This window comes from Arthrobacter sp. D1-17 (assembly GCF_054130535.1).
The window spans coordinates 3,054,276-3,075,568 of record NZ_CP096382.1; the positions used below are offsets into that span (position 1 = coordinate 3,054,276).

A 21,293-nucleotide genomic window follows, 5' to 3' on the forward strand; every position below is an offset into this window, starting at 1 on the left:
AGGCCGGCGGGGGTTTTCTGGCGGATGCCATGGCCGGCCAGCCGGATTCCGGAGCCGGGGAGCCGCTCAGCGTCGTCACACTGGATCAGCTCCTGCAGAAACTGCCTCCCGAGCTGAAAATCCTTCACGACGGCGGCAGCGGTTCCGGACTGCTGCGCTGGGTTGAGCCCAGCGAGCTGGAGGACCCCACTCCGTACCTGCTCGACGGCGAGTTCCTCCTCACGGCCGGGCTCCCGTTCGTGGGTGAGGCGGGCAATGAGGCCCAGGTCGACGCCTATGTGCGGCGCCTGGTGGGAGCCGGTGTGGGAGCCCTGGGCTTCGGGCTGGAACCCTACTTCGATGCGGTGCCGGAAGCACTGGTCAGGGCCTGCGTCCGGCATAACCTGACGCTTGTAGAAGTGCCAGGCACTGTGCCGTTCGCTGCCATCGGGCTGGAGTTTTCGCAGTTGCTCGAATCGGACAACGCCAAAGTCTTCCGGCAGCTGGCAGACACCAACCGGCAGCTGATGCGGGCGGTCCTTTCCGCGCGCCCGGAACATGAGCTTCTGGCCGCTCTGGTCCAGCGTGTCCCGGTGTGGGCAGTGCTGGTCGGCGCAGACGGCAGGGTCCGCGCCCGGGCGGGCACCGGCGTCGAGCTTTCCGCCCTGCAGCAGATCCTCGAGCGGCTGCTCGGCGGCAGCGGCCCCCGCGTGGAAATGGATTCCTTCGACGTTCCCGGCTCTGCCCTGGTGTTTGGGCACCCGCTGCGCAGCACCCGGGACGCCAACCTCGGCGCCCTGATTCTGGGAACGGACCAGCCGCTGACCCCATCGCAGAACAGCGTGGTCTCATCCGCCGTCGGGCTGCTGGAACTGCTGGTCCGGCAGCGGACCAGCGGGTCGCTGGCACCGAGCCAGCTGGCCACCGCCCTGCTGCTGCACCCGGACAGCCTGGCCACCGGCGGAGCGCGGCACGTCAACCAGCTGCGGGACCTGCTGGCCCAAAGCACGTCCTCGACGCGCTCCGCACCGCTGCGCGTCGTGCAGGGAATCACGGCTGAGCCGGCCAGGCGCCCCGCTGGCGAAAGCCCCGTCCGTGAGCTGCTTCAGTGGCGCCGGCTCTTCGACACCAAGCTCGTGGAAATCACTGACTACGGCTTCGCCGCGGTTACCAGGCTGAAGGTTGACGACGTCCTGCTCGGTGAGGTGGAGAAGCTCGGCTGGCGCCTCGTCATCGGTGCTGCCACAGAACTGGCGGGCCTGGCCGCGGCGTACCAGCGCGCGGCTTCCCTGCGCCCACGTGTAGTGAATACCGGCGTAAGTGTGCGCGTGGATGAAGTGTCCTGGACAGTGGCCGGACTTTTGGGCAGGGAAGCCGGCACCATGCTGGCCGGCCGGATCCTGGAGCCTTTGCTTGCACAGGAGCCCGAGCGCCGGGACGCGCAGTTGGCGGTGCTGCGCTCGTGGCTGGGCGAGAACGGAAGCTGGGACGCCACAGCGAAAGTCCTGGGTCTTCACCGCAACAGCGTGAGGCGGCAGATCCATGCCGTGGCAGAACTGCTGGATACCGACCTCAACCAGGCGCAGGTGCGGGCAGAGCTGTGGATTGCCCTGCAGTACGTGGACGGGCTGCTTCCGGCCGGCCCGGCTCCTGCCGCACAGGCTGACTCCTAGAACTTCCGGCTGTTTTCCCGGTGCCCCCGGCCGGATTTCCCGGCCCGCTTCCTGCCCGAATGCCTCGTCCTGGCTACGGGCCTTGTTCCTGCGCCTGCTCCTGTTCATGCTCCTGTGCAAGCGCTTCTTCCCACGCCCGATAGATAGGTGGCCGGCGCTCAGCAAGGTAAGGCACCGCGTTCCGGGCGCGCCCGGCCGCCGCGGCGCTCACTTCCGCAAACAGCAGTTCCGGCCCGGTCCCCGCGGCCGCCAGCAGTGCCCCGTCGGGGGCGGCAATCACGCTTCCCCCAAGGAACTCGCACCCGTCCTCCTCTCCACAGTGGTTGGCATAGGCCACAGTTAACTGGCTTTCCAGGGCCCTCGCGCGCAGCAGAATCTGGGGCACGTTCTCAAATTCGTGCCCCAGCGCCGTGGGAACAAGGAGCAGTTCAGCGCCCCGGGCGGCAGCGGCCCGAACCGTCTCGGGGAACTCCACGTCGTAGCAGATGGCGAGCGACGTCCTGATGCCGTCCAGGAGCACGACGGCGGGGGCTTCTTCGGCGGGGCTGAACGCCTTGCGCTCCTCCGGGCCGAATAGATGGACCTTGGAATAGCTAAGCAGCTCCTCCCCCCGGCTGCCGACCAGGGTGGCGGAGATATGCCACTGCCCGGCGGTCACGACAGGGAGGCTGTACACAAGCGCAATGCTGTGGCGACGGGCGATGCCGGCAAGACGTTCCCGGATGCCGGGAAGGATCTCGGGGTCCAGTTCAGTGCGGACCGGCAGCGGCGCGTAGCCCACCGGGAACAGCTCGGGCGTCAGCAGAACACCGGCGCCGGCCGCGGCGGCCTTGCGGGCTGCCTCATCAACTACGCTGCAGTTTTTCGCGACGTCCAGAACTGCGGAGTTTTCCTGCATCAGCGCCAGCAACACCGTAATCACCTCAAGAGTCCTCGTGAAGGTCCGACCATCGACGGACCCGGTTCTCCTCAGCGTAGCCCCGCACCGCGCCGCCTCCGCCGGGCCATTTGCACCCCGCTCGAAGGTCGGCGGGATGTATTGTCCGCCGTTCCACCCGACGGAACAACCGAATCCTTGCGTTAACTTCTTGACTACAAAGCACGCATGGTGCAGGCTTTCAAGCATGCCCTCAACATCGAGCTCAACGAGGAGCCGAACCAGTAACCCGGGGTCGCAATCCGCCCTGCGGCATTTGAACCAGCAGCGGATTATCGAATGCCTGCTGAGCGGCCCTGCAACGCAGGCGGAACTTGCCCGCCAAACGGGACTCTCGACTGCCACCGTCTCCAACATCGTCAAGATCATGCAGGATTCCGGACTGGCATCAACCGAACCCACCACCAGCTCGGGCCGGCGGGCACTCAATGTGCGGCTCAACAGCAACGGCGCCGTGGCGGTTGGCATCGACTTCGGCCGGCGCCATCTGCGCGTGGTGCTGGCGTCCCTGAGTTACGAGATCATCGCCGAGGACTCCGTCCTCCTCCCCCTGGGCCACCATGCCGCCGAGGGCATCGAGGCCGCCGTCGCGCTGCTGGCCCGGCTGCTTGACAACAGCGGTGTGGAGCGGAGCGCCATAGTAGGAGCCGGCGTCGGAATTCCCGGCCCCATCGACCGCCGGACGGGCACTGTGGCGCAGGGCGCCATCCTCCCGGAGTGGGTGGGCATCAATATTCTCGAGCACCTCGAAAACACCCTGCAGTTCCCCGTCTTCATTGACAATGATGCCAATCTGGGCGCACTGTCGGAGGTCACCTGGGGACCGCACAGCGGTATCAGCAATCTGATGTTCATGAAGATCGGCTCGGGCATCGGCGCCGGCCTTATCCTCAACGGCGCCCCGTACTACGGCAGCGTCGGCATCACCGGCGAAATTGGCCATGCCACCATCCATGAACACGGCCTGATCTGCCGCTGCGGCAACAGGGGCTGCCTGGAAACCATCGCCTCCACCACCACCATGATTGAACTGCTCAGCCGCGGCGAAAAAACGCCGATGACGCCCGAGGACATCGTCCGCAAGGCACTGGCGCGGGACAGTGCGACCCTCAGGGTTGTGGACGACGCGGGGCTCGCCGTAGGCCGGGCGCTGGGCAACGTGGCCAATCTGATCAATCCCGAGGTGATCGTGGTCGGCGGACCTCTGGCAGAACTCGGCCATCTCCTGCTGGACCCCATACGGAGGGGCCTGATCCGCCATGCGGTTCCCGTCATCGGAGAGACCACCACCCTGACCATGTCCTCCCTGGGGGACCGTGCCGAGGCGCTGGGGGCTGCGGCGCTCGTGTTCCAGCATTCCGGAATCCGGCGTTCTTAGCTCTTTCGTTATCGGGCCGTTGCGTTAAAGACTTGACGACAACGGCCGTGATCCAGTTTACTTTTTCATCAGACGGCCCTGCGGCTTGCAGGGCAGACAACGAAGTCTTTAATTGGAGGCGTAAGGGCAGATGACGTCCGAGACCACGCACGAAGATCCGATCCTCCTCGAGATGCGCAACATCACCAAGGAATTCCCGGGCGTTAAAGCCTTGTCCGATGTGAACCTTCGGGTGAAGGCCGGCGAGATCCACGCGATCTGCGGTGAGAACGGCGCCGGCAAGTCAACCCTGATGAAGGTCCTTTCCGGGGTGTACCCCTACGGCAGCTACACCGGCGACATTGTCTATCAGAACGAAGTCCAGCAGTTCAGGGACATCCGGGCCAGCGAGCACGGCGGCATCGTGATCATCCACCAGGAACTGGCACTCATCCCGGAACTGTCCATCACGGAGAACATCTTCCTCGGCAACGAACCGGTCAAGCGCGGCGTGATCGACTGGGCAGAAGCCCGCACCCGGACCCGTGAGCTGCTGGCCCGCGTAGGACTCCGGGAAGACCCGGACACTCCGATCAAGGAAATCGGCGTCGGCAAGCAGCAGCTCGTGGAGATCGCCAAGGCGCTGAGCAAGTCCGTGAAACTCCTCATCCTGGACGAGCCGACCGCGGCGCTGAACGAATCGGATTCGCAGCACCTGCTGGACCTGATGCTGGGCCTGAAGGGCCGCGGCATCACGTCCATCATCATTTCCCACAAGCTGAACGAGATCGAGCAGATCGCGGACTCCATCACCATCATCCGCGACGGCAAATCCATCGAAACGCTCGATGTGAAGGCGGACGGCGTGGATGAGGACCGCATCATCAAGGGCATGGTGGGCCGCACTCTGGAGTCCCGCTTTCCGCCCCACGAGCCCAAGATCGGCGAGGTCTTTTTTGAGGTGAAGAACTGGACCGTCGGGCACCCGCAGATCCAGGACCGCCTGGTCTGCAAAGGCTCAAACTTCTTCGTCCGCCGCGGTGAAATCGTGGGTTTCGCCGGGCTCATGGGTGCCGGCCGAACAGAACTGGCACGGTCTGTCTTTGGCCGGTCCTACGGCCGCTACATCACCGGCAGCATCTACAAGGACGGCAAGGAGATCCAGCTCAAGAACGTCAGGCAGGCCATCGACGCCGGCCTCGGCTACGTGACGGAGGACCGCAAGTCCCTGGGCCTGAACCTCCTGGATGACATCAAGACCACCACGGTCTCGGCGGCGCTGCAGAAGATTTCCAAACACATGGTGGTGGATGCCAACAAGGAATTCACCGTGGCAGAGCAGTACCGCAAATCGCTGCGCACCAAGACGCCGTCTGTGGAGGAAGGCGTGGCCAAGCTGTCCGGCGGCAACCAGCAGAAGGTGGTCCTGGCCAAGTGGATGTTCACCGACCCGGACCTGTTGATCCTGGACGAACCCACCCGCGGCATCGATGTCGGTGCCAAGTACGAGATCTACGGCATCATTCAGCAACTGGCCAACCAGGGCAAGGGGGTCATCGTCATCTCCTCCGAACTGCCTGAGCTGCTGGGCCTCTCGGACCGCATCTACACCATCTTCGAAGGCGCCATCACCGGTGTCCTTAATAAAGACGAGGCCAGTCAGGAAAGCCTGATGAAGCTGATGACCTCCGCCCGCAAAGCCGCCGCCTGACCCTCTGGAATCCTCCAGAACCTTCCAGAACAAGGACTGACACAATGAACGCGCTCAAGAAGCTCTTTGGCGGCAACACCCGCCAATTCGGCATGATCTTCGCCCTGGTTGCACTGATCATCTTCTTCCAAATCGCCACGGACGGCCGCACGCTCACTCCGGGCAACGTCATCAACCTCTTCAACGGCAACTCCTACATCCTCATCCTGGCCATCGGCATGGTGCTGGTCATCATCGCCGGGCACATTGACCTGTCCGTGGGATCTGTGGCTGCCTTCGTCGGGGTCACCGTGGCCCTGGCCATCCGGGACTGGGGCCTGCCCTGGTACGCGGGCATCCTGCTCGGCCTGGCGCTGGGAGCCCTGATCGGCGCCTGGCAAGGGTTCTGGACCGCCTACGTAGGCATACCCGCGTTCATTGTCACACTGGCCGGCATGCTCTTGTTCCGCGGCTTCAACCAGTTCGTCGGCAAGTCCAACACCATCCCCGTCCCCTCGGACTTCCAATACATCGGCTCCGGATACCTGCCGGAGGTGGGGCCGAACACCGGGTTCAACAACCTGACCCTGCTGCTGGGCTTCGCCGCCGTCGCCTTCGTGGTTGTCGGCGAACTCCGCGCCCGCCGCACCGCTAAGGCGCTGGGTGCAGAGGTCCCCGAGGGCTGGGTTGTGGCCGTGAAGCTGATCCTTATCTGCGGCGCCATCCTGTACGCGACTTACCTGTTCGCCACTGGCCGCCCGGGAACCTCCTTCCCGATCCCCGGCCTCATCCTTGCCGTCCTGGTGCTGATCTACGGCTTCATCTCCTCCAAGACCGTCATCGGCCGCCACGTCTACGCCGTGGGAGGCAACCGCCATGCCGCTGAGCTCTCCGGCGTCCAGTCCAAGAAGGTCAACTTCCTGGTCATGATGAACATGTCCATCCTGGCCGGCCTGGCCGGCATGATCTTCGTCGGCCGCTCCACGGCATCCGGCCCGTTCGACGGCGTGGGCTGGGAACTGGACGCCATTGCGGCAGTTTTCATCGGCGGCGCCGCGGTGACGGGCGGCGTCGGAACCGTGATCGGCTCGATCGTCGGAGGACTGGTGATGGCTGTGCTGAACAACGGACTGCAGCTCCTCGGCGTCGGCGCCGACCTCACCCAGATCATCAAGGGCCTGGTCCTGCTGATCGCCGTGGCGTTCGATGTCTACAACAAGAGCCAGGGCAAGCGGTCCATCATCGGCATGCTGACCCAGAACTTCAACCGTCCCAGCGGCGGTACACCGCTCCAGCCGGATGAAGTGACTTCCACCAAAGAAACCATCGCCCGGGAAGCCTGAGCGCTGACATTCCCAGGACGCATTTCCCACCCCTATAGAAAGTGAACCAAGCACATGCGAATGATTGGTAAAGCAGGAAAGGCGGCAGCAGTTGCTGCTATTGCGGCACTGGCGCTGACAGCCTGCGGCCGCTCCGAGACCGGCGCAACGGGGGGTGGCACCGGCGGCGGCGAGGCGTTCCCCAAGGAATCCTCGATCGGCGTCGCACTCCCCCAGAAGACCAGTGAGAACTGGGTACTGGCAGAAAAGCTGTTCAACGACGGCCTGAAGGAAGCCGGCTTCAAGCCGGACGTCCAGTTCGCCAATGGCGGCGTCTCCGAACAGCAGAACCAGATCAGCGCCATGGTCACCAAGGGCGCCAAGGTCATTGTCGTCGGGGCCATTGACGGTGCGCAGCTGGGTACCCAGCTCAAGCAGGCCAAGGATGCCGGCGCAACGATCATCGCGTACGACCGACTGCTGCTGAACACAGAAAACGTGGACTACTACGTCGCCTACGACAACTTCAAGGTCGGCGAACTCCAAGGCCAGGCGCTGCTGGACGGGATGAAGGCCAAGAAGCCCGAAGGGCCCTACAACATCGAGCTCTTCGCCGGCTCCCCGGACGATGCCAACGCGAAGGTCTTCTTTGACGGCGCCATGAGCGTCCTGAAGCCGAAGATCGACGACGGCACGCTCAAGGTCCGCTCCGGCCAGACCTCCTTCGAGCAGGCTGTGACCCAGGGCTGGAAGGCAGAAAACGCCCAGCGCCGTGCTGACACGCTGCTGACCGGCAGCTACGGCTCGGCCCCGCTGGACGGCGTCCTGTCCCCGAACGACACCTTGGCGCGTGCGGTCCTTACCGCCGTCAAGGGTGCCGGCAAGCCGCTGCCCATCATCACGGGCCAGGACTCGGAGGTTGAGTCCGTCAAGTCCATCATGGCCGGCGAGCAGTACTCCACCATCAACAAGGACACCCGCAAGCTGGTGGAGCATGCGGTCACGATGGTCAAGGACATCCAGGCCGGCAAGACGCCTGAGATCAACGACGACAAGTCCTACAACAACAAGGTCAAGACCGTTCCGGCCTACCTGCTGGAGCCGGTCATCGTGACCAAGGAGAACGTCAAGACGGCCTACGTGGACGATCCGGTACTCGGACCGATCACCAAGTAACGCCATGATCTCCAAGTAACGCTGCAGGCGGCACCAACGCTGGACGCGGCCGCTGAAGAGCCCCGGTTCCCCCAATGGGAGGGCCGGGGCTCTTCTGTCCCCACCCGACGCTCTCTCACCTTTCGCACGTCCCAACCCGACGCTCTCTCACCTTTCGCACGTCCCAACCCGACGCTCTCTCACCTTTCGCACGTAATTCCTAAACCGTCCGGCATTCGGGTGAGAGGATGGCGAGATGACGTCCATCGCAAAGCCATGGCTCTTCAGCCAGTCGAACCAGGACCCCCTCGCCGCGACGGGCGTTCCCCTTCGGTGGGGAATCATCGCGACCGGTCGAATTGCCTCGCTGGTGTCCCAGGATCTTGCCTTGCTCGATGATGCCAATCTGTATGCCGTCAGCTCCCGAAAGCAGGAAACAGCTGATGCGTTTGCGGCCGAATTGGGGTTTTCTGTCGCTTACGGTGACGATGGCGGAGAACAAGGCTACGAGCGTCTGCTTGCTGATGACTCCGTGGACGTGGTCTACGTTGCAACCCCGCACGCGCAGCACCACCAGATGGTGCTCGCTGCCCTCAACGCGGGCAAACATGTTCTTTGCGAAAAGGCCTTCACCATCAATGCCCGCGAGGCAGCCGAGCTGATAGCGTTAGCCCAGGAAAAGAAGCTCTTTCTGATGGAAGCCATGTGGAGCCGCTTTCTCCCCAGCATGCAACGAGCCTTTGACATTGCAGCGTCAGGCGAACTCGGTACCCTGCAGTGGGTCACCGCGGATCTCGGCTTCCCTGCCCCTTACTCCCCCACAGCGAGGCTGTGGGCCGTCAAGGACGGAGGTGGCGCCCTCCTCGATCTGACCGTTTATCCCCTGTTGTGGGCGCTGGGCACCCTGGGTTTTCCGCAGGCAGTAAGTGCCACGGGCACACTTAACGACGACGGCGTGGATGCTCAGAATGCGCTGACGCTGGAATACCACCACGGCGCACAGGCCCAACTGACATCCTCATTGCTGGCCCACGGACCCAGAACTGCAACGGTAGCCGGAAGCCTGGGTTATCTGCAGTCGCTCGGATCCATCAACAACCCTAAGCAGCTGGTCGTCGGAATCGGCCGCGGGCCATTGCGCACCGAGCATTTCGAGGTTGCCGGCCGTGGCTATACCTACGAGCTTCGTGAGGTGATGCGTTGCATCCAACAGGGACTGACCGAAAGCCCTGTCATGCCTTTAGAGGATTCTCTTAAGACGATGCGCCTCTTCGACGGCGTCCGGGCGCAATTGGGCGTCAGCTACCCCAACGACGCACACACTCAGCGTGCGCCTGGCGTCCTCCCGTAATTCGTTTGACAAGTTTTGTTACAGCTCTGGACTCCCGCTTTCTTTGAGGCTTAGGCTGTAGACGATTATCGAACTGTTCGCGTACCGGGGGGTGTCGAGCATGGCCAGCAGTGTGTCGTCTTGGTCTCTGCTCCGCTCTGCGCGTCCGGTTCTCATTGCAGGAGCCGCCGCCATTGCCTGGCTGTCCTTTTCCGCTCCTGCTGCTGATGCAAGCGCCCAACCTGCCGGGGATGCTCTGGTCGGCGGAATCACAGCACCTGCTACCTCCGTCGGCAGCAGCGGAACCGACAGCCCCGGCTTGGCGACACAGGCCCTGAAAGCTATCGACGCGGTGGCCCCTGCAGCCCAACCGAAGCTGCCTGACATTCCGGTCCTTGCACCGCCCTTGAAAGTGCTTCCCGCAACCGCTCCGCGTGCTCCTGTGACTGTCCCGGAGTACGCGTCATCCCTCGCAGATGAAATCGTCGCCCCAGCGGCGGCAGCAGCCAACGCTCTGACATCGTCGGAATCTCTGCCGGCACAGATAGCCGCCCCTGTGGTGTCTCTAGCGGAAACGGCAATCAGCCGCGTTGGTGAGACGGTTGCACAGACGGTGGTGGTACCAGTAGCTGAGACAGTGCCAGTCTTGGCCCCGCCGCTAAAGTCCATTTCCGATTCCGTCTCGGACGCGCCGGCGCCCGTTGAACCGGATGCGCCTATTTGGGAGGTCCTGGAGGACGTTGATTCGGCGGCTCCAGCTGACAGGGAAAAAGCCTTCCCGGCAGCTCCACAGTCCCCTTCCTCTATGCCGGCAGAAGGTGCAACCCAATCCGTCACATCCATGTTGGATATGGCACTGTCCCTTGGAAGTGCAGGCGTTGGAGCCGTGCTTTCCCCGGCAGCGTCGGTTCTGCTCGGTGCATCCGGATCCGGCAGCACTGCCCAAGCTTTCCTTGCTCTGCACAGCAGTGGAGGCACGCCTCCCGGGGACAATAACCGGCTCGACCCCATGCTTCCGGGGCCTCCCCCCCGATCCGGCTCCGGGAATGGACAGTCTTCGGGCGGTCCCTTCGCTTCGGCCGCCTGGCTCACGGGACCGTTCGAACATTTTCCCGCAGCAGGCCTTCTCCCTGCCCGCGGTCCTCTCCAGCACGTCCCCTCACCGATTGCTTTGGAACCCGGCTCTTCTCCTGACTAGTTGGCCGCCCGCTGCACCTTTCGTGCAGAAAAACGGCCAGTATCGGGCTGCCTTGGAGCGCCCGAAAACAACTCTTCAGGAGACATCAAAATGCATGAGCAATTTCGCAGGGGCCTTCTAGGCACCCTTTTTGCAGGCGGGCTGATCGCGCTGGGAGCCACCGCAGCCAGCGCAGACACCACCGCAACCGAAACGGTTACCGTAGGGTCCGAATCCGCTTCAGCGGACCTCACTGCCTCGACGTCGTTGGGCCTGCTGGGTGGTCCAACGGCGTCGAGTTCTTCCCAAGTCGCGGCGGCTGCCGAAGCAACGCTCGGCACTGCCCCGGCCACCGCAACAGGTACCGGCACCACCGCCGACGCCCTCGTGACGGCCAACCTCGGCACCGCCCCGGCCACCGCAACAGGTACCGGCACCACCGCCGACGCCCTCGTGACGGCCAACCTCGGCACCGCCCCGGCCACCGCAACAGGCACCGGCACCACCGCCGACGCCCTCGTGACGGCCAACCTCGGCACCGCCCCGGCCACCGCAACAGGCACCGGCACCACCGCCGACGCCCTCGTGACGGCCAACCTCGGCACCGCCCCGGCCACCGCAACAGGCACCGGCACCACCGCCGACGCCCTCGTGACGGCCAACCTCGGCACCGCCCCGGCCACCGCAACAGGCACCGGCACCACCGCCGACGCCCTCGTGACGGCCAACCTCGGCACCGCCCCGGCCACCGCAACAGGCACCGGCACCACCGCCGACGCCCTCGTGACAGCCAACCTCGGCACCGCCCCGGCCACCGCAACAGGCACCGGCACCACCGCCGACGCCCTCGTGACAGCCAACCTCGGCACCGCCCCGGCCACCGCAACAGGCACCGGCAGCACCGCCGACGCCCTCGTGACAGCCAACCTCGGCACCGCCCCGGCCACCGCAACAGGCACCGGCAGCTCAGCCGGCGCCCTCGTCGACGCCAGCCTTGGCGGAGTGGGCCTGCTCGGTAATGGCGGTGCAGCCGCTGAAGGTGCAGTCGACCTCGGTGTAGGCTCCGGAACCGGATCCACTCTTGGGTTGGTTGTAGATCTGAGTATCGGACTCAGCACAGGTGCTAACACGACTCCACCTTCGACCGATCCGGCTAACGGCTCCGACAACGACAGCACCACCGGCGGAGCCGGAACCAACGACAGCACCACCGGCGGAGCCGGAACCGGAACCAACGACAGCATCACCGGCGGAGCCGGAACCGGAACCAACGAAGGCACCACCGGCGGAGCCGGAACTGGAACCAACGAAGGCACCACCGGCGGAGCCGGAACTGGAACCAACGAAGGCACCACCGGCGGAGCCGGAACTGGAACCAACGAAGGCACCACCGGCGGAGCCAGTGGAGCTGTTGCCGGCACGGCTGGCGGCGGATCCGCAATCGCTGTCCTCCCTGCAGGTTCCCTGACCGCGGACGTGGCCATGGCAACCGTTGCACAGAATGCAGGGGCCACCGTGATGGCCGCCGGAAGGGCGGCGACTGGCACGAAGCAGCTCGCCAACACCGGAACCGACATGGCTCTCCTGCCCTTCGCCTTGGCACTCCTGGCAGTCGGCGGACTGACGGCCGTCCGGCGGAAGAAGGCATAAACGGACTGTCAGACACACGGAAAGGCGATATGCCTGATTAAGTAGGCGAATCCCCTGCCGGCGGCCCGCCTGGAGAGTCTCCATGATTCACCAGGACCGGACCGCCGGCATGGGTCTGTGTCCGCGGCAGTGCCTGGGCACCAGGCACTGCCGCGGCGTCCGCCGCCCCAACCGCGTATTACCCTTAACGGGACCGAATGCGGATAAGGACGGCAAAGTGTTTAATGATTCTCCTGGCAGCGTTACGGCTGATGTACTGGACGGGCGCTATAGGCTCGGAGAAGTTATTGGCCGCGGAGGCATGTCCTCGGTCTACACTGCTCACGACGAAAACCTCGGCAGGGACGTGGCGCTGAAACTGTTCGCTCCCCAGGCTGCCGACGCCGATGAGCTCAAGCGGCAGGAAGCGGAGATCAAGCTCCTCGCGACGCTCAACCACCCGAGCCTCGTGACTTTGTTTGATGCCGGCGTGGACTCCCGCGTGCCCGACCAACCGAGGCCATTCCTCACCATGGAACTCGTGGAAGGTCAGGACCTCCGGAGCCGGCTCCGCCACAGCCAGGTGCCGCTGGAAGAACTCGCGGTGATTGGTGCAGGCATTGCCGACGCCCTGGCCTACGTGCATGGGCTGGGCGTCATCCATCGGGACATCAAGCCCGCGAACATCCTTCTCGTTCAGGTCCGGCCGGGCGAGGCACTGCGGCCCAAGCTGACAGACTTCGGAATTGCCAGGATCGTTGGCGGCACACGGCTCACTGCGACAGGAACAATGGTGGGCACGGCCGCGTATCTCAGCCCGGAGCAGGCGATGGGCTCCCCGCTCTCGCCCGCCACTGACATCTACTCGCTGGGACTTGTGCTGCTCGAATGTATCAAGGGCACCGTGGAGTATCCGGGCGGCGCCGTCGAATCGGCAGTCGCGCGCTTGCACCGCGCACCTGTCATTCCCGAGGACATTCCCGAGGAATGGCAGCACCTCCTGTCCTCCATGACCGCCATCGAACCACTGGAACGGCCCAGTGCCGCCGACCTCGAAGTCGCCTTGCGGCGGGCGCTGGTGTCACCGGACTCCGTTCCGGGCGAAGTTGCTGAGGAGCACACACGCATTCTCCCGGCCCTGCCGTCGCGGCCGCCGTCGACCGTCATTCACAACGCGGCGGCGCTGCAGCCCGGCGTCGTGCCGCCTGCTGCGGCACACACCACAGCCCCAGAACCCGTCGTCGGCGCGGAGGAAAGCCGCGCGCCTGAGGGACCTCGTCGGCGCAGCCGTCGCGTATGGCTCGCGTCAGCTGCCGCTGCGGCGGCCCTCCTCGCCGCAGCAACGGCGGTCACCTTCGCTGTCACCACACCGGGAACGTCCGACGTCGTCACGTACCCCACGGTAACCGGCACCCTGGGCGACCATCTCGTGGAACTGCAAAAGAGCGTGGAACCATGAACCCGTTCGCCAGGTTGGGTTCCGCCCTGCCCGTGCGCGCTTCCGCGGCCCTCGCCGTCGGATTGCTCTCGCTTGGCCTCGTCGCCTGCGGAGGTACGGCGCCGGAATTGGAGACCGGTGCGGCCAGCCAGCTTCAGCAGCACGTACTCGCCATTACGGAGGCAGCGGCCGGAAACGATCCAGCCAAGGCCCTGAAATCCCTGGACCAGTTGTCGTCCCAACTGGATACGGCGGCTGCGGCCGGTCAGGTTTCCTTTAAGCGCCACCAAAGCATTACTGCCGCGATCGACTCGGTCAAAACGGGGCTCACCGCCGCCCAGGCTGCCAAGAAATCCGCTGCAGCAGCAGCTGCCAAGGCTTCAGCCGCGAAGGCGGCAGCAGAAGCCGCCAAGCACTCCCCTCCCCCGGTCACAACACCCGTTGCTGTGGCCCCTGCACCTGCCCCTGCGCCGGTCCCTGCTCCTAAGACTGACGACAAGAGCGGGGGAGGCTCGGACAACGGCAACAGCAACGGTGACGAGGACAAGGACAACGACAAAGGTTCCGGGGACAAAAGGGACTAGCCTACCACTCACGCCGACGTTGACTCCTGCCCCAACGCACTCCCCGGTTCTCTTCAATTGCTCATGGCTTCGGACTACGTTGGAGGTGTTCCACCAAACATTCAGAGACCAGAACCGCGGGCTACCCGTCCGCCGCCTGAAGGAGTGAACAACGCATGGCTACTGTCCAGGAATCCATCGAAGTCGATGTCCCCGTCAGCAAGGCCTACAACCAATGGACCCAGTTCGAGGACTTCCCTCGTTTCATGAGCGGCATTGACTCGGTGCGCCAGCTCGATGACACCACGGTCCATTTCGAAACAACCATTGGCGGCGTCAAACGAGAGTATGACGCCCAGATTACTGTCCAGGAGCCGGACCAGCGCGTCACCTGGGAGAGCCTGAACGAACCCCGCAACGCTGGAACTGTCTGGTTCGAGTCTCTTGGCCCGGAGCAGACCAAAGTCAACGTCGAACTTACCTGGGAACCCGATTCTGCGATGGAGAAGATTGGGGCTGCCGTTGGCCTGGATTCCCGTCAGGTTTCATCGGATCTGAAGAAGTTCAAGGAGTTCATTGAGAGCCAGGGCTCGGAGACCGGCGCTTGGCGTGAGACCGTCCGAGACGGCGAGGTCGCGGGCCAGGGCGGAACTGCCGGCATGGGTGCTGCCGGAACCACGGCCATGGGTACCGCGGGTGCTGCCGGTGCGGGCGCGGCCGGGCTTGTCCCGCCAGGTGGGGCTGGCGGGGCCGGTACAGGCATGACTGACACAGGCACGACCAGCGGAGGAACAGCCGCAGCCGGCACGACCGGCGGAGGAATGGCCGGCGGAGGAATGGCCGGCGGAGGAATGGCCGGCGGAGGAACCGGTGAAGGCACCGCCCAAGCAGGTGAGGGCAACCGGGTCGGAGAGGGAATCGCGACGCCTGGTGCAGGTGCAGACCCGGCTGACGGATACGGCAATGCCGAGGGGTACGGCAACGCGGATACCGCCACAGGGTACGCTGCCGGACCTGGATCAGATGTCACTCCCGGCCGTACCTACGAGTCAGGCGACGCGTACGACACCGCAGCCACCGAACGGCCCGTGGAGGCTGATCCGGATATGGCCGTCGACGCCCCCTACAGTGACACAGAAGCAGGTGAGCCACGCAACGACACCCGGCTGGGCAACACAGGGCGGGACGACACCCCGGACCGCTAGCGCTTGCCGCGGCCCGCGCGGCCGTTCCCCCCGAGCTGCCACCGCAAAAATTGAACTGCACTAAAAGGCGCCCCGCCACTGAAAAGTAGCGGGGCGCTTTCAGGTATTAACCCGGATCCGGTCCAAACCGGTGCAGTTCGTCCTAGCCGAGGCTGGCGACAACCTTGTTCAGCGTCGCCGAAGGACGCATCACGGCGGCAGCCTTCTCGGAGTCGGGACGGTAGTAGCCTCCGATGTCGACCGGGTGCCCCTGAACCTCCAGCAGTTCGGAAACAATGGCCTGCTCGTTGGAGCCGAGGGCTTCGGCGACCGAGGCGAAGGAGCCTGCCAGTTCGGCGTCGTCGCTCTGCTTGGTCAGTTCCTGGGCCCAGTAGAGCGCCAGGTAGTAATGGCTGCCGCGATTGTCGAGTTCGCCGACCTTGCGCTTCGGGGACTTGTCCTCCAGCAGGAACGTGCCCGTTGCGCGGTCAAGGGTGTCGGCCAGGATCTGGGCCCGCTTGTTGTCCGTGGTGTTAGCGAGGTGCTCGAAGCTGACGGCCAGCGCAAGGAATTCACCCAGGCTGTCCCAGCGCAGGTGGTTTTCCTTCAGGAGCTGCTGCACGTGCTTCGGGGCCGAGCCGCCGGCACCGGTCTCGAAGAGGCCGCCGCCGTTGATCAGGGGAACGATCGACAGCATCTTAGCGCTGGTGCCGAGTTCCAGGATCGGGAACAGGTCGGTCAGGTAGTCGCGGAGGACGTTGCCCGTGACGGAGATCGTGTCCTCGCCCTTGCGGATGCGCTCAAGAGTGAACGCGGTGGCCTTGACCGGGGACAGGATTTCAATCTGGAGGCCCTCGGTGTCGTGCTCCTTGAGGTACTCGCGGACCTTCTCGATGAGCTTCGCGTCGTGTGCACGGGTCTCGTCGAGCCAGAAAACTGCGGGGGTCTGGGAAGCGCGGGCACGGTTCACGGCCAGCTTGACCCAGTCACGGATCGCCAGGTCCTTGGTCTGGCAGGCACGCCAGATGTCGCCTGGGCCAACTTCGTGCTCGATCAGCACAGCACCGGAGCCGTCAACCACCTGGATCTTGCCCGGAGCCTGGACCTCGAAGGTCTTGTCGTGGCTGCCGTACTCCTCGGCTGCCTGGGCCATCAGGCCAACGTTCGGAACCGTACCCATCGTGGTGGGGTCGAAGGCACCGTTGGCCCGGCAATCGTCGATGACGACCTGGTAGATCCCGGCGTAGGAGCTATCCGGCAGAACAGCCAGCGTGTCCGCTTCCTTGCCGTCGGGGCCCCACATGTGGCCGGAGCTGCGGATCATGGCCGGCATGGAGGCGTCCACGATGATGTCGCTCGGGACGTGCAGGCTGGTGATGCCCTTGTCGGAGTCAACCATGGCCAGCGCGGGGCCCTCTTCCAGACCCCTCTTGATGGCGGCCTGGACGCCTTCGCGGACGTCCTCGGGAAGGTCTTCGAGGCCGTTGAGGATGGCGGCAAGACCGTTATTCGGGCTGATGCCGGCGGCTGCGAGCTGCTTGCCGTAGGTGTCGAACAACTCTGAGAAGTAGGCCTTGACCACGTGGCCGAAGATGATGGGGTCGGAAACCTTCATCATGGTGGCCTTCAGGTGGGCCGAGAAGAGCACCCCTTCTTCCTTGGCACGGGCAACCTGCGCCGCGAGGAATTCGTCCAGTGCAGCAGCGCGCATGACAGTGCCGTCGATGACTTCGCCGGCCAGGACCGGGAATGCCTTCTTCAGGACCTTGACGGTGCCGTCTTCACGGACCTGCTGAATTTCGATCGTGCCGTCGGCCGGGATGACCACAGACTTCTCATTGGAGCGGAAGTCATCCGCTTCCATATGGGCAACGTTGGTCTTGGACTCGGGAGTCCAAGGACCCATGGAGTGCGGGTTCTGGCGGGCGTAGTTCTTCACAGAGAGCGGGGCGCGGCGATCCGAGTTGCCTTCACGCAGGACCGGGTTCACGGCGGAGCCCTTGATCTTGTCGTAGCGCGAGCGGATGGCCGTCTCTTCGTCCGAGGAGGGGTTGTCCGGATAGTCCGGCAGGTTGTAACCCTGGGACTGGAGCTCGGCGATGGCCGCCTTCAGCTGCGGCACGGAGGCGCTGATGTTGGGAAGCTTGATGATGTTGGCTTCCGGCTTCTTTGCCAGTTCACCGAGTTCAGCCAGAGCGTCGCCGATCTGCTGCTCTTCCGTGAGGTAGTCGCCGAAGACGGCGATGATCCGACCGGCCAGCGAAATGTCGCGTGTCTCCACCTGCACACCTGCGGTCGAAGCAAAGGCCTCAACGATCGGCAGGAACGAATATGTAGCCAACATCGGCGCTTCGTCGGTGTGGGTATAGATAATTTTGGCCATGCTCGGGCGTCTCCCTGAAGGTCGGCTTGTATATGGAATCCGGTCTATTTCACCAACCTTTAACTTACCCGAGGACGGCCGGGGGAACCCTACCGGGTCCGGGATCAGGCTTCCGTGACCTCGCTGACCGGATATCACGGAGGGGAATCCATTGTCCCCGGCGGCACTTGCCCCTATCTTTGGCTCATATGAATAACCGCTCCGGCGGCTGAACGTAACCGATAACCCCTGCGGCAGGGGCAGAAAACAGCACTACCCCTACCTGGGCTGCGTTGATGGGACATGGTTTTACTGATGCTTGTCATCTCCGGGTAGGCTCAACCTCCACCAGCGGGCAGTCCCGTCCGCCGACCCGACAGGTAGGACCACAATGACGAGCAAGAAGTCTCTGGCCGCCAGCCTCCTGAGCCTTTCAACGGGACTGCTGCTGACTTTGTCGGCAGCCGGCGGAGCAACGGCATCGCCCCGGATACTGCAGGAGTCGGACGGACCCCGGATCGTCAGCGCCACAGTCGCCAGCCTGACAGCCGCAAGCTACTGGACCTCCGAACGGATGCGTTCCGCTACCCCCGGTGATGTTCTCGCTGAGAAGGCGGCGGCCCGCCAGATCAACAAGGGCAAGAGCCTCGACGGGATCACGGACCGGGGTTCAAGCACGAAGATTGCCGGGACGTCCGGAAGGACGAAAACCAGCACTCTTCACACGAACGAAAAGCCGGTCAGCCACATTGGGAAGGTTTTCTTCACGCTGAACGGCGCCAATTACGTCTGCTCCGGCAGTTCGGTCATTGCAGCTAACAAGAGCACAGTTTCCACCGCCGGCCACTGCCTTAATGCAGGTCCTGGCGCCTTCGCCACCAATTTCATTTTTGTTCCTGCCTATAAGGATGGAGCAGCCCCTTACGGAAAATGGCCGGCCACCAAACTGTTCGCGCCCCAGGAATGGACCGCCAGCGGGAACATGCAATACGACACCGGCTTCGCTGTGGTCGCCCACGTCGGTGGCAGGAGCCTTGCTAATGCCGTAGGAGCGGTTGGCGTGGCCTTCAGCCAGCCGCGGGGACTGACGTACAAGGCGTTTGGCTACCCGGCTGCAACCCCGTTCACCGGACAAAGGCTGGTCAGCTGCTATGGCAAGGCGGGCGATGATGCCATCAGCCCGACGTTTGAAACACAGGGCATCCCCTGCGACATGACCGGAGGATCGTCGGGAGGTCCCTGGCTGCTTCAGAACGGCACATCCGCCCAGGTGGGATATCAGAACTCGGTCAACAGCTACGGCTACGGCAGCCGCTCCACCACCATGTACGGCCCCTTCTGGGGCGCAACCATCCAACAGGTCTACCAAAGTGCATCAACAACAGCGCCCTGACGACGGGCCGGCATCCTCTGAGGACCCGGTCAGCCACGCCGAGTCGGCGCAGACCCCGGAGGAAATTCTCGCCTACTGGACACCGGAGCGCATGGCAGGGGCGCAGCCGCGGGAGATCCGGATCCCGGGCCCTGACGAGAATCCGGCCCAGGAACCTGCCGGCGGATCTAAAAAAGACTGACGATGCAAAAGCGCGACGGCGGCTGCTCCCGTAAGGGGGCAACCGCCGTCGGGCTTTACTTCTCTAGCCGGGCTTTACCTCTAGTGCTGCTTCTCCTGTGCGCGCCGCGGGGTCACGGAGTCGCCGGTGGGCCCACGCCGCCCGGGTTCCTTGGCCGAGCGCAGCGAGGTCAGGGAGGCGGCGGGGACTAGTGGAAGAAGTGCCGCGCACCTGTGAAGTACATCGTGATGCCGGCTGCGTTGGCCGCGGCGATGACTTCATCATCCCGGACGGAACCGCCGGGCTGGACCACAGCACGGACGCCGGCATCGATCAGGATCTGCAGGCCGTCGGCGAACGGGAAGAAGGCGTCGGAGGCTGCCACTGCGCCGCGGGCCCGCTCCGGGGCTGCACCAGCGCTGGTGTTGGAAGCGCCGCCGGGGGCGTCCCCCCCAACAGCACCGTCCGATGCCACGGTGACGCCGAGGGTGTTGGCCCGTTCAACGGCAAGCCTGCAAGAGTCCAGGCGGTTCACCTGGCCCATCCCGATGCCAACAGCCGCTCCGTCGGCAGCGAGGAGGATCGCGTTCGACTTCGCGGCGCGGCAGGCGGTCCAGGCGAAGGCGAGGTCGGCGAGGGTGGCGTCATCGGCGGCTTCACCGGCGACGAGGGTCCAGTTGGCCGGGTTGTCGCCGTCGGCGTTCACCTTGTCCGTGACCTGAATCAGCACGCCGCCGGAGACCTGGCGGATCTCCGTCGGGTAGCGGTCGTATCCCTCCGGCAGGGTGAGCAGGCGGATGTTCTTCTTCTTGGCGAGGATCTCCACGGCTTCCGGTTCGAAGCCCGGGGCAATGACAACCTCGGTGAAGATGTCCGCGACGGTCCGCGCCATGCCGGCCGTGACCGTGCGGTTCGCCGCGATGACGCCCCCAAAGGCAGAGACAGGATCGCAGGCGTGGGCCTTCGCATGAGCGTCCGCAATCGGGTCGGCGGCACCGGCAGATCCCACGGCCACACCGCAGGGGTTGGCATGCTTGATGATGGCGACGGCCGGCTCGGCGAAGTCGTAGGCAGCCCGCAGGGCGGCGTCAGCGTCCACGAAGTTGTTGTAGCTCATGGCCTTGCCGTGCAGCTGGTCGGCCTGGGCGATACCGGCAGGCGCTGCCTTGTCCACGTAAAGGGCAGCCTGCTGGTGCGGGTTTTCGCCGTAGCGCAGGACCTCGGAGCGTTCCAAAGCCAGGCCGGCGTAGGCGGGCCAGTCGATGACGCCGTCGCCGTCCTCGTCGAGGAACTGGCTGGCGGTCCAGGTTGCCACGGCATTGTCGTAGGTGGCGGTGTGTGCGAAGGCCTTGGCGGCCAGCCGGCGGCGGGTTTTTAGGTCAAAGCCGCCCTCGGCGGCGGCGGTGACAACCTGACCGTAGAACTTGGGATCAACCACAATCGCGACGGCGGCGTGGTTCTTCGCAGCGGAACGCACCATGGCGGGTCCCCCGATATCGATCTGCTCCACGACCTCGTCCTGGGAGGCTCCGGACTTCACAGTCTCAACGAACGGGTAAAGGTTGACCACCACGAGATCGAACGCCTCGATTTCCATGGTGGTGAGGGTTTCCATGTGGGCTGGAACGCGGCGGTCGGCGAGGATTCCGCCGTGCACGCGGGGGTGCAGGGTCTTGACGCGGCCATCCAGCATTTCGGGTGAACCGGTGACCTCTTCAACCTCCTGGACGGGGATGCCGGCCGCGGCGATCTTCTTGGCGGTGGAGCCGGTGGAAACGATCCTGACGCCTGCGGCGTCCAGGCCTTTGGCGAGCTCCTCCAGACCGGTCTTGTCGTAAACCGAGATCAGGGCCCGGCGGATGGGAACACGGTCTAGCTGCGTCAGCGTCACAAAAGTCTCCGTCGTATCGCGCGGCAGCACGCCGCGGTTGGTGGGGATACCGC

General features: G+C 64.5%; 15 protein-coding genes. 12 read left to right on the forward strand and 3 right to left on the reverse strand.

Annotation, left to right across the window (positions count from 1 at the left end):
- Positions 1-29: 29 nt before the first annotated feature.
- Positions 30-1,652, forward strand: coding sequence for a PucR family transcriptional regulator (locus tag M1E01_RS14185; RefSeq protein ID WP_457974980.1), 1,623 nt, complete (start codon positions 30-32; stop codon positions 1,650-1,652).
- A 73-nt stretch (positions 1,653-1,725) separates the two neighbouring features.
- Here M1E01_RS14185 and M1E01_RS14190 read toward each other — a convergent pair whose 3' ends face one another.
- Positions 1,726-2,565 carry a carbon-nitrogen hydrolase family protein gene (locus tag M1E01_RS14190; protein ID WP_457974981.1) on the reverse strand — a complete coding sequence of 280 codons (840 nt, stop codon included), beginning with the start codon at positions 2,563-2,565 and terminating at the stop codon, positions 1,726-1,728.
- A 211-nt stretch (positions 2,566-2,776) separates the two neighbouring features.
- On the opposite strand from M1E01_RS14190, the gene M1E01_RS14195 reads away from it, so the two are divergent.
- The 9 genes from M1E01_RS14195 (at position 2,777) to M1E01_RS14235 (ending at position 15,455) form a co-directional block, all read left to right on the forward strand.
- Positions 2,777-3,967 (forward strand): ROK family transcriptional regulator, encoded by a 1,191-nt coding sequence (locus M1E01_RS14195; RefSeq protein ID WP_457972205.1) that lies wholly within the window; start codon positions 2,777-2,779, stop codon positions 3,965-3,967.
- Between the two features lie 130 nt (positions 3,968-4,097).
- Positions 4,098-5,657 carry a multiple monosaccharide ABC transporter ATP-binding protein gene (gene mmsA / locus M1E01_RS14200; protein WP_457972206.1) on the forward strand — a complete coding sequence of 520 codons (1,560 nt, stop codon included), beginning with the start codon at positions 4,098-4,100 and terminating at the stop codon, positions 5,655-5,657.
- Between the two features lie 44 nt (positions 5,658-5,701).
- On the forward strand, positions 5,702-6,979 hold the full coding sequence (gene mmsB / locus M1E01_RS14205; RefSeq protein ID WP_457972207.1) for a multiple monosaccharide ABC transporter permease: 1,278 nt from the start codon (positions 5,702-5,704) through the stop codon (positions 6,977-6,979).
- A 54-nt stretch (positions 6,980-7,033) separates the two neighbouring features.
- Positions 7,034-8,134: a substrate-binding domain-containing protein gene (locus tag M1E01_RS14210; RefSeq protein WP_457972208.1), complete on the forward strand. Its 1,101-nt coding sequence runs from the start codon at positions 7,034-7,036 to the stop codon at positions 8,132-8,134.
- 235 nt (positions 8,135-8,369) lie between these two features.
- On the forward strand, positions 8,370-9,464 hold the full coding sequence (locus tag M1E01_RS14215; RefSeq protein WP_457972209.1) for a Gfo/Idh/MocA family protein: 1,095 nt from the start codon (positions 8,370-8,372) through the stop codon (positions 9,462-9,464).
- A gap of 1,267 nt (positions 9,465-10,731) precedes the next feature.
- Positions 10,732-12,270, forward strand: a complete 1,539-nt coding sequence (locus tag M1E01_RS14220) for a hypothetical protein (protein WP_457972210.1) — start codon at positions 10,732-10,734, stop codon at positions 12,268-12,270.
- A 217-nt stretch (positions 12,271-12,487) separates the two neighbouring features.
- Entirely contained in the window at positions 12,488-13,708 is a 1,221-nt protein-coding gene (locus tag M1E01_RS14225; protein WP_457972211.1) for a serine/threonine-protein kinase, read from the forward strand.
- Positions 13,705-14,271 (forward strand): mucin-associated surface protein, encoded by a 567-nt coding sequence (locus M1E01_RS14230; RefSeq protein WP_457972212.1) that lies wholly within the window; start codon positions 13,705-13,707, stop codon positions 14,269-14,271. Before M1E01_RS14225 ends, M1E01_RS14230 begins: the two co-directional genes overlap by 4 nt.
- 155 nt (positions 14,272-14,426) lie before the next feature.
- A complete protein-coding gene (locus tag M1E01_RS14235) occupies positions 14,427-15,455 on the forward strand; it encodes an SRPBCC family protein (protein ID WP_457972213.1) in 1,029 nt (342 codons plus the stop codon).
- A gap of 142 nt (positions 15,456-15,597) precedes the next feature.
- On the opposite strand, the gene M1E01_RS14240 is transcribed toward M1E01_RS14235, so the two are convergent.
- Positions 15,598-17,817, reverse strand: coding sequence for an NADP-dependent isocitrate dehydrogenase (locus M1E01_RS14240; RefSeq protein WP_457972214.1), 2,220 nt, complete (start codon positions 17,815-17,817; stop codon positions 15,598-15,600).
- A gap of 370 nt (positions 17,818-18,187) precedes the next feature.
- On the opposite strand from M1E01_RS14240, the gene M1E01_RS14245 reads away from it, so the two are divergent.
- Positions 18,188-19,189, forward strand: coding sequence for a trypsin-like serine peptidase (locus M1E01_RS14245; protein ID WP_457972215.1), 1,002 nt, complete (start codon positions 18,188-18,190; stop codon positions 19,187-19,189).
- Positions 19,167-19,370: a hypothetical protein gene (locus M1E01_RS14250; protein WP_457972216.1), complete on the forward strand. Its 204-nt coding sequence runs from the start codon at positions 19,167-19,169 to the stop codon at positions 19,368-19,370. The genes M1E01_RS14245 and M1E01_RS14250 overlap by 23 nt, the downstream gene beginning before the upstream one ends.
- A 187-nt stretch (positions 19,371-19,557) precedes the next feature.
- Here the strand turns inward: M1E01_RS14250 and purH are convergent, their stop codons facing one another.
- On the reverse strand, positions 19,558-21,240 hold the full coding sequence (gene purH / locus M1E01_RS14255) for a bifunctional phosphoribosylaminoimidazolecarboxamide formyltransferase/IMP cyclohydrolase (protein ID WP_457972217.1): 1,683 nt from the start codon (positions 21,238-21,240) through the stop codon (positions 19,558-19,560).
- Positions 21,241-21,293 lie beyond the last annotated feature (53 nt).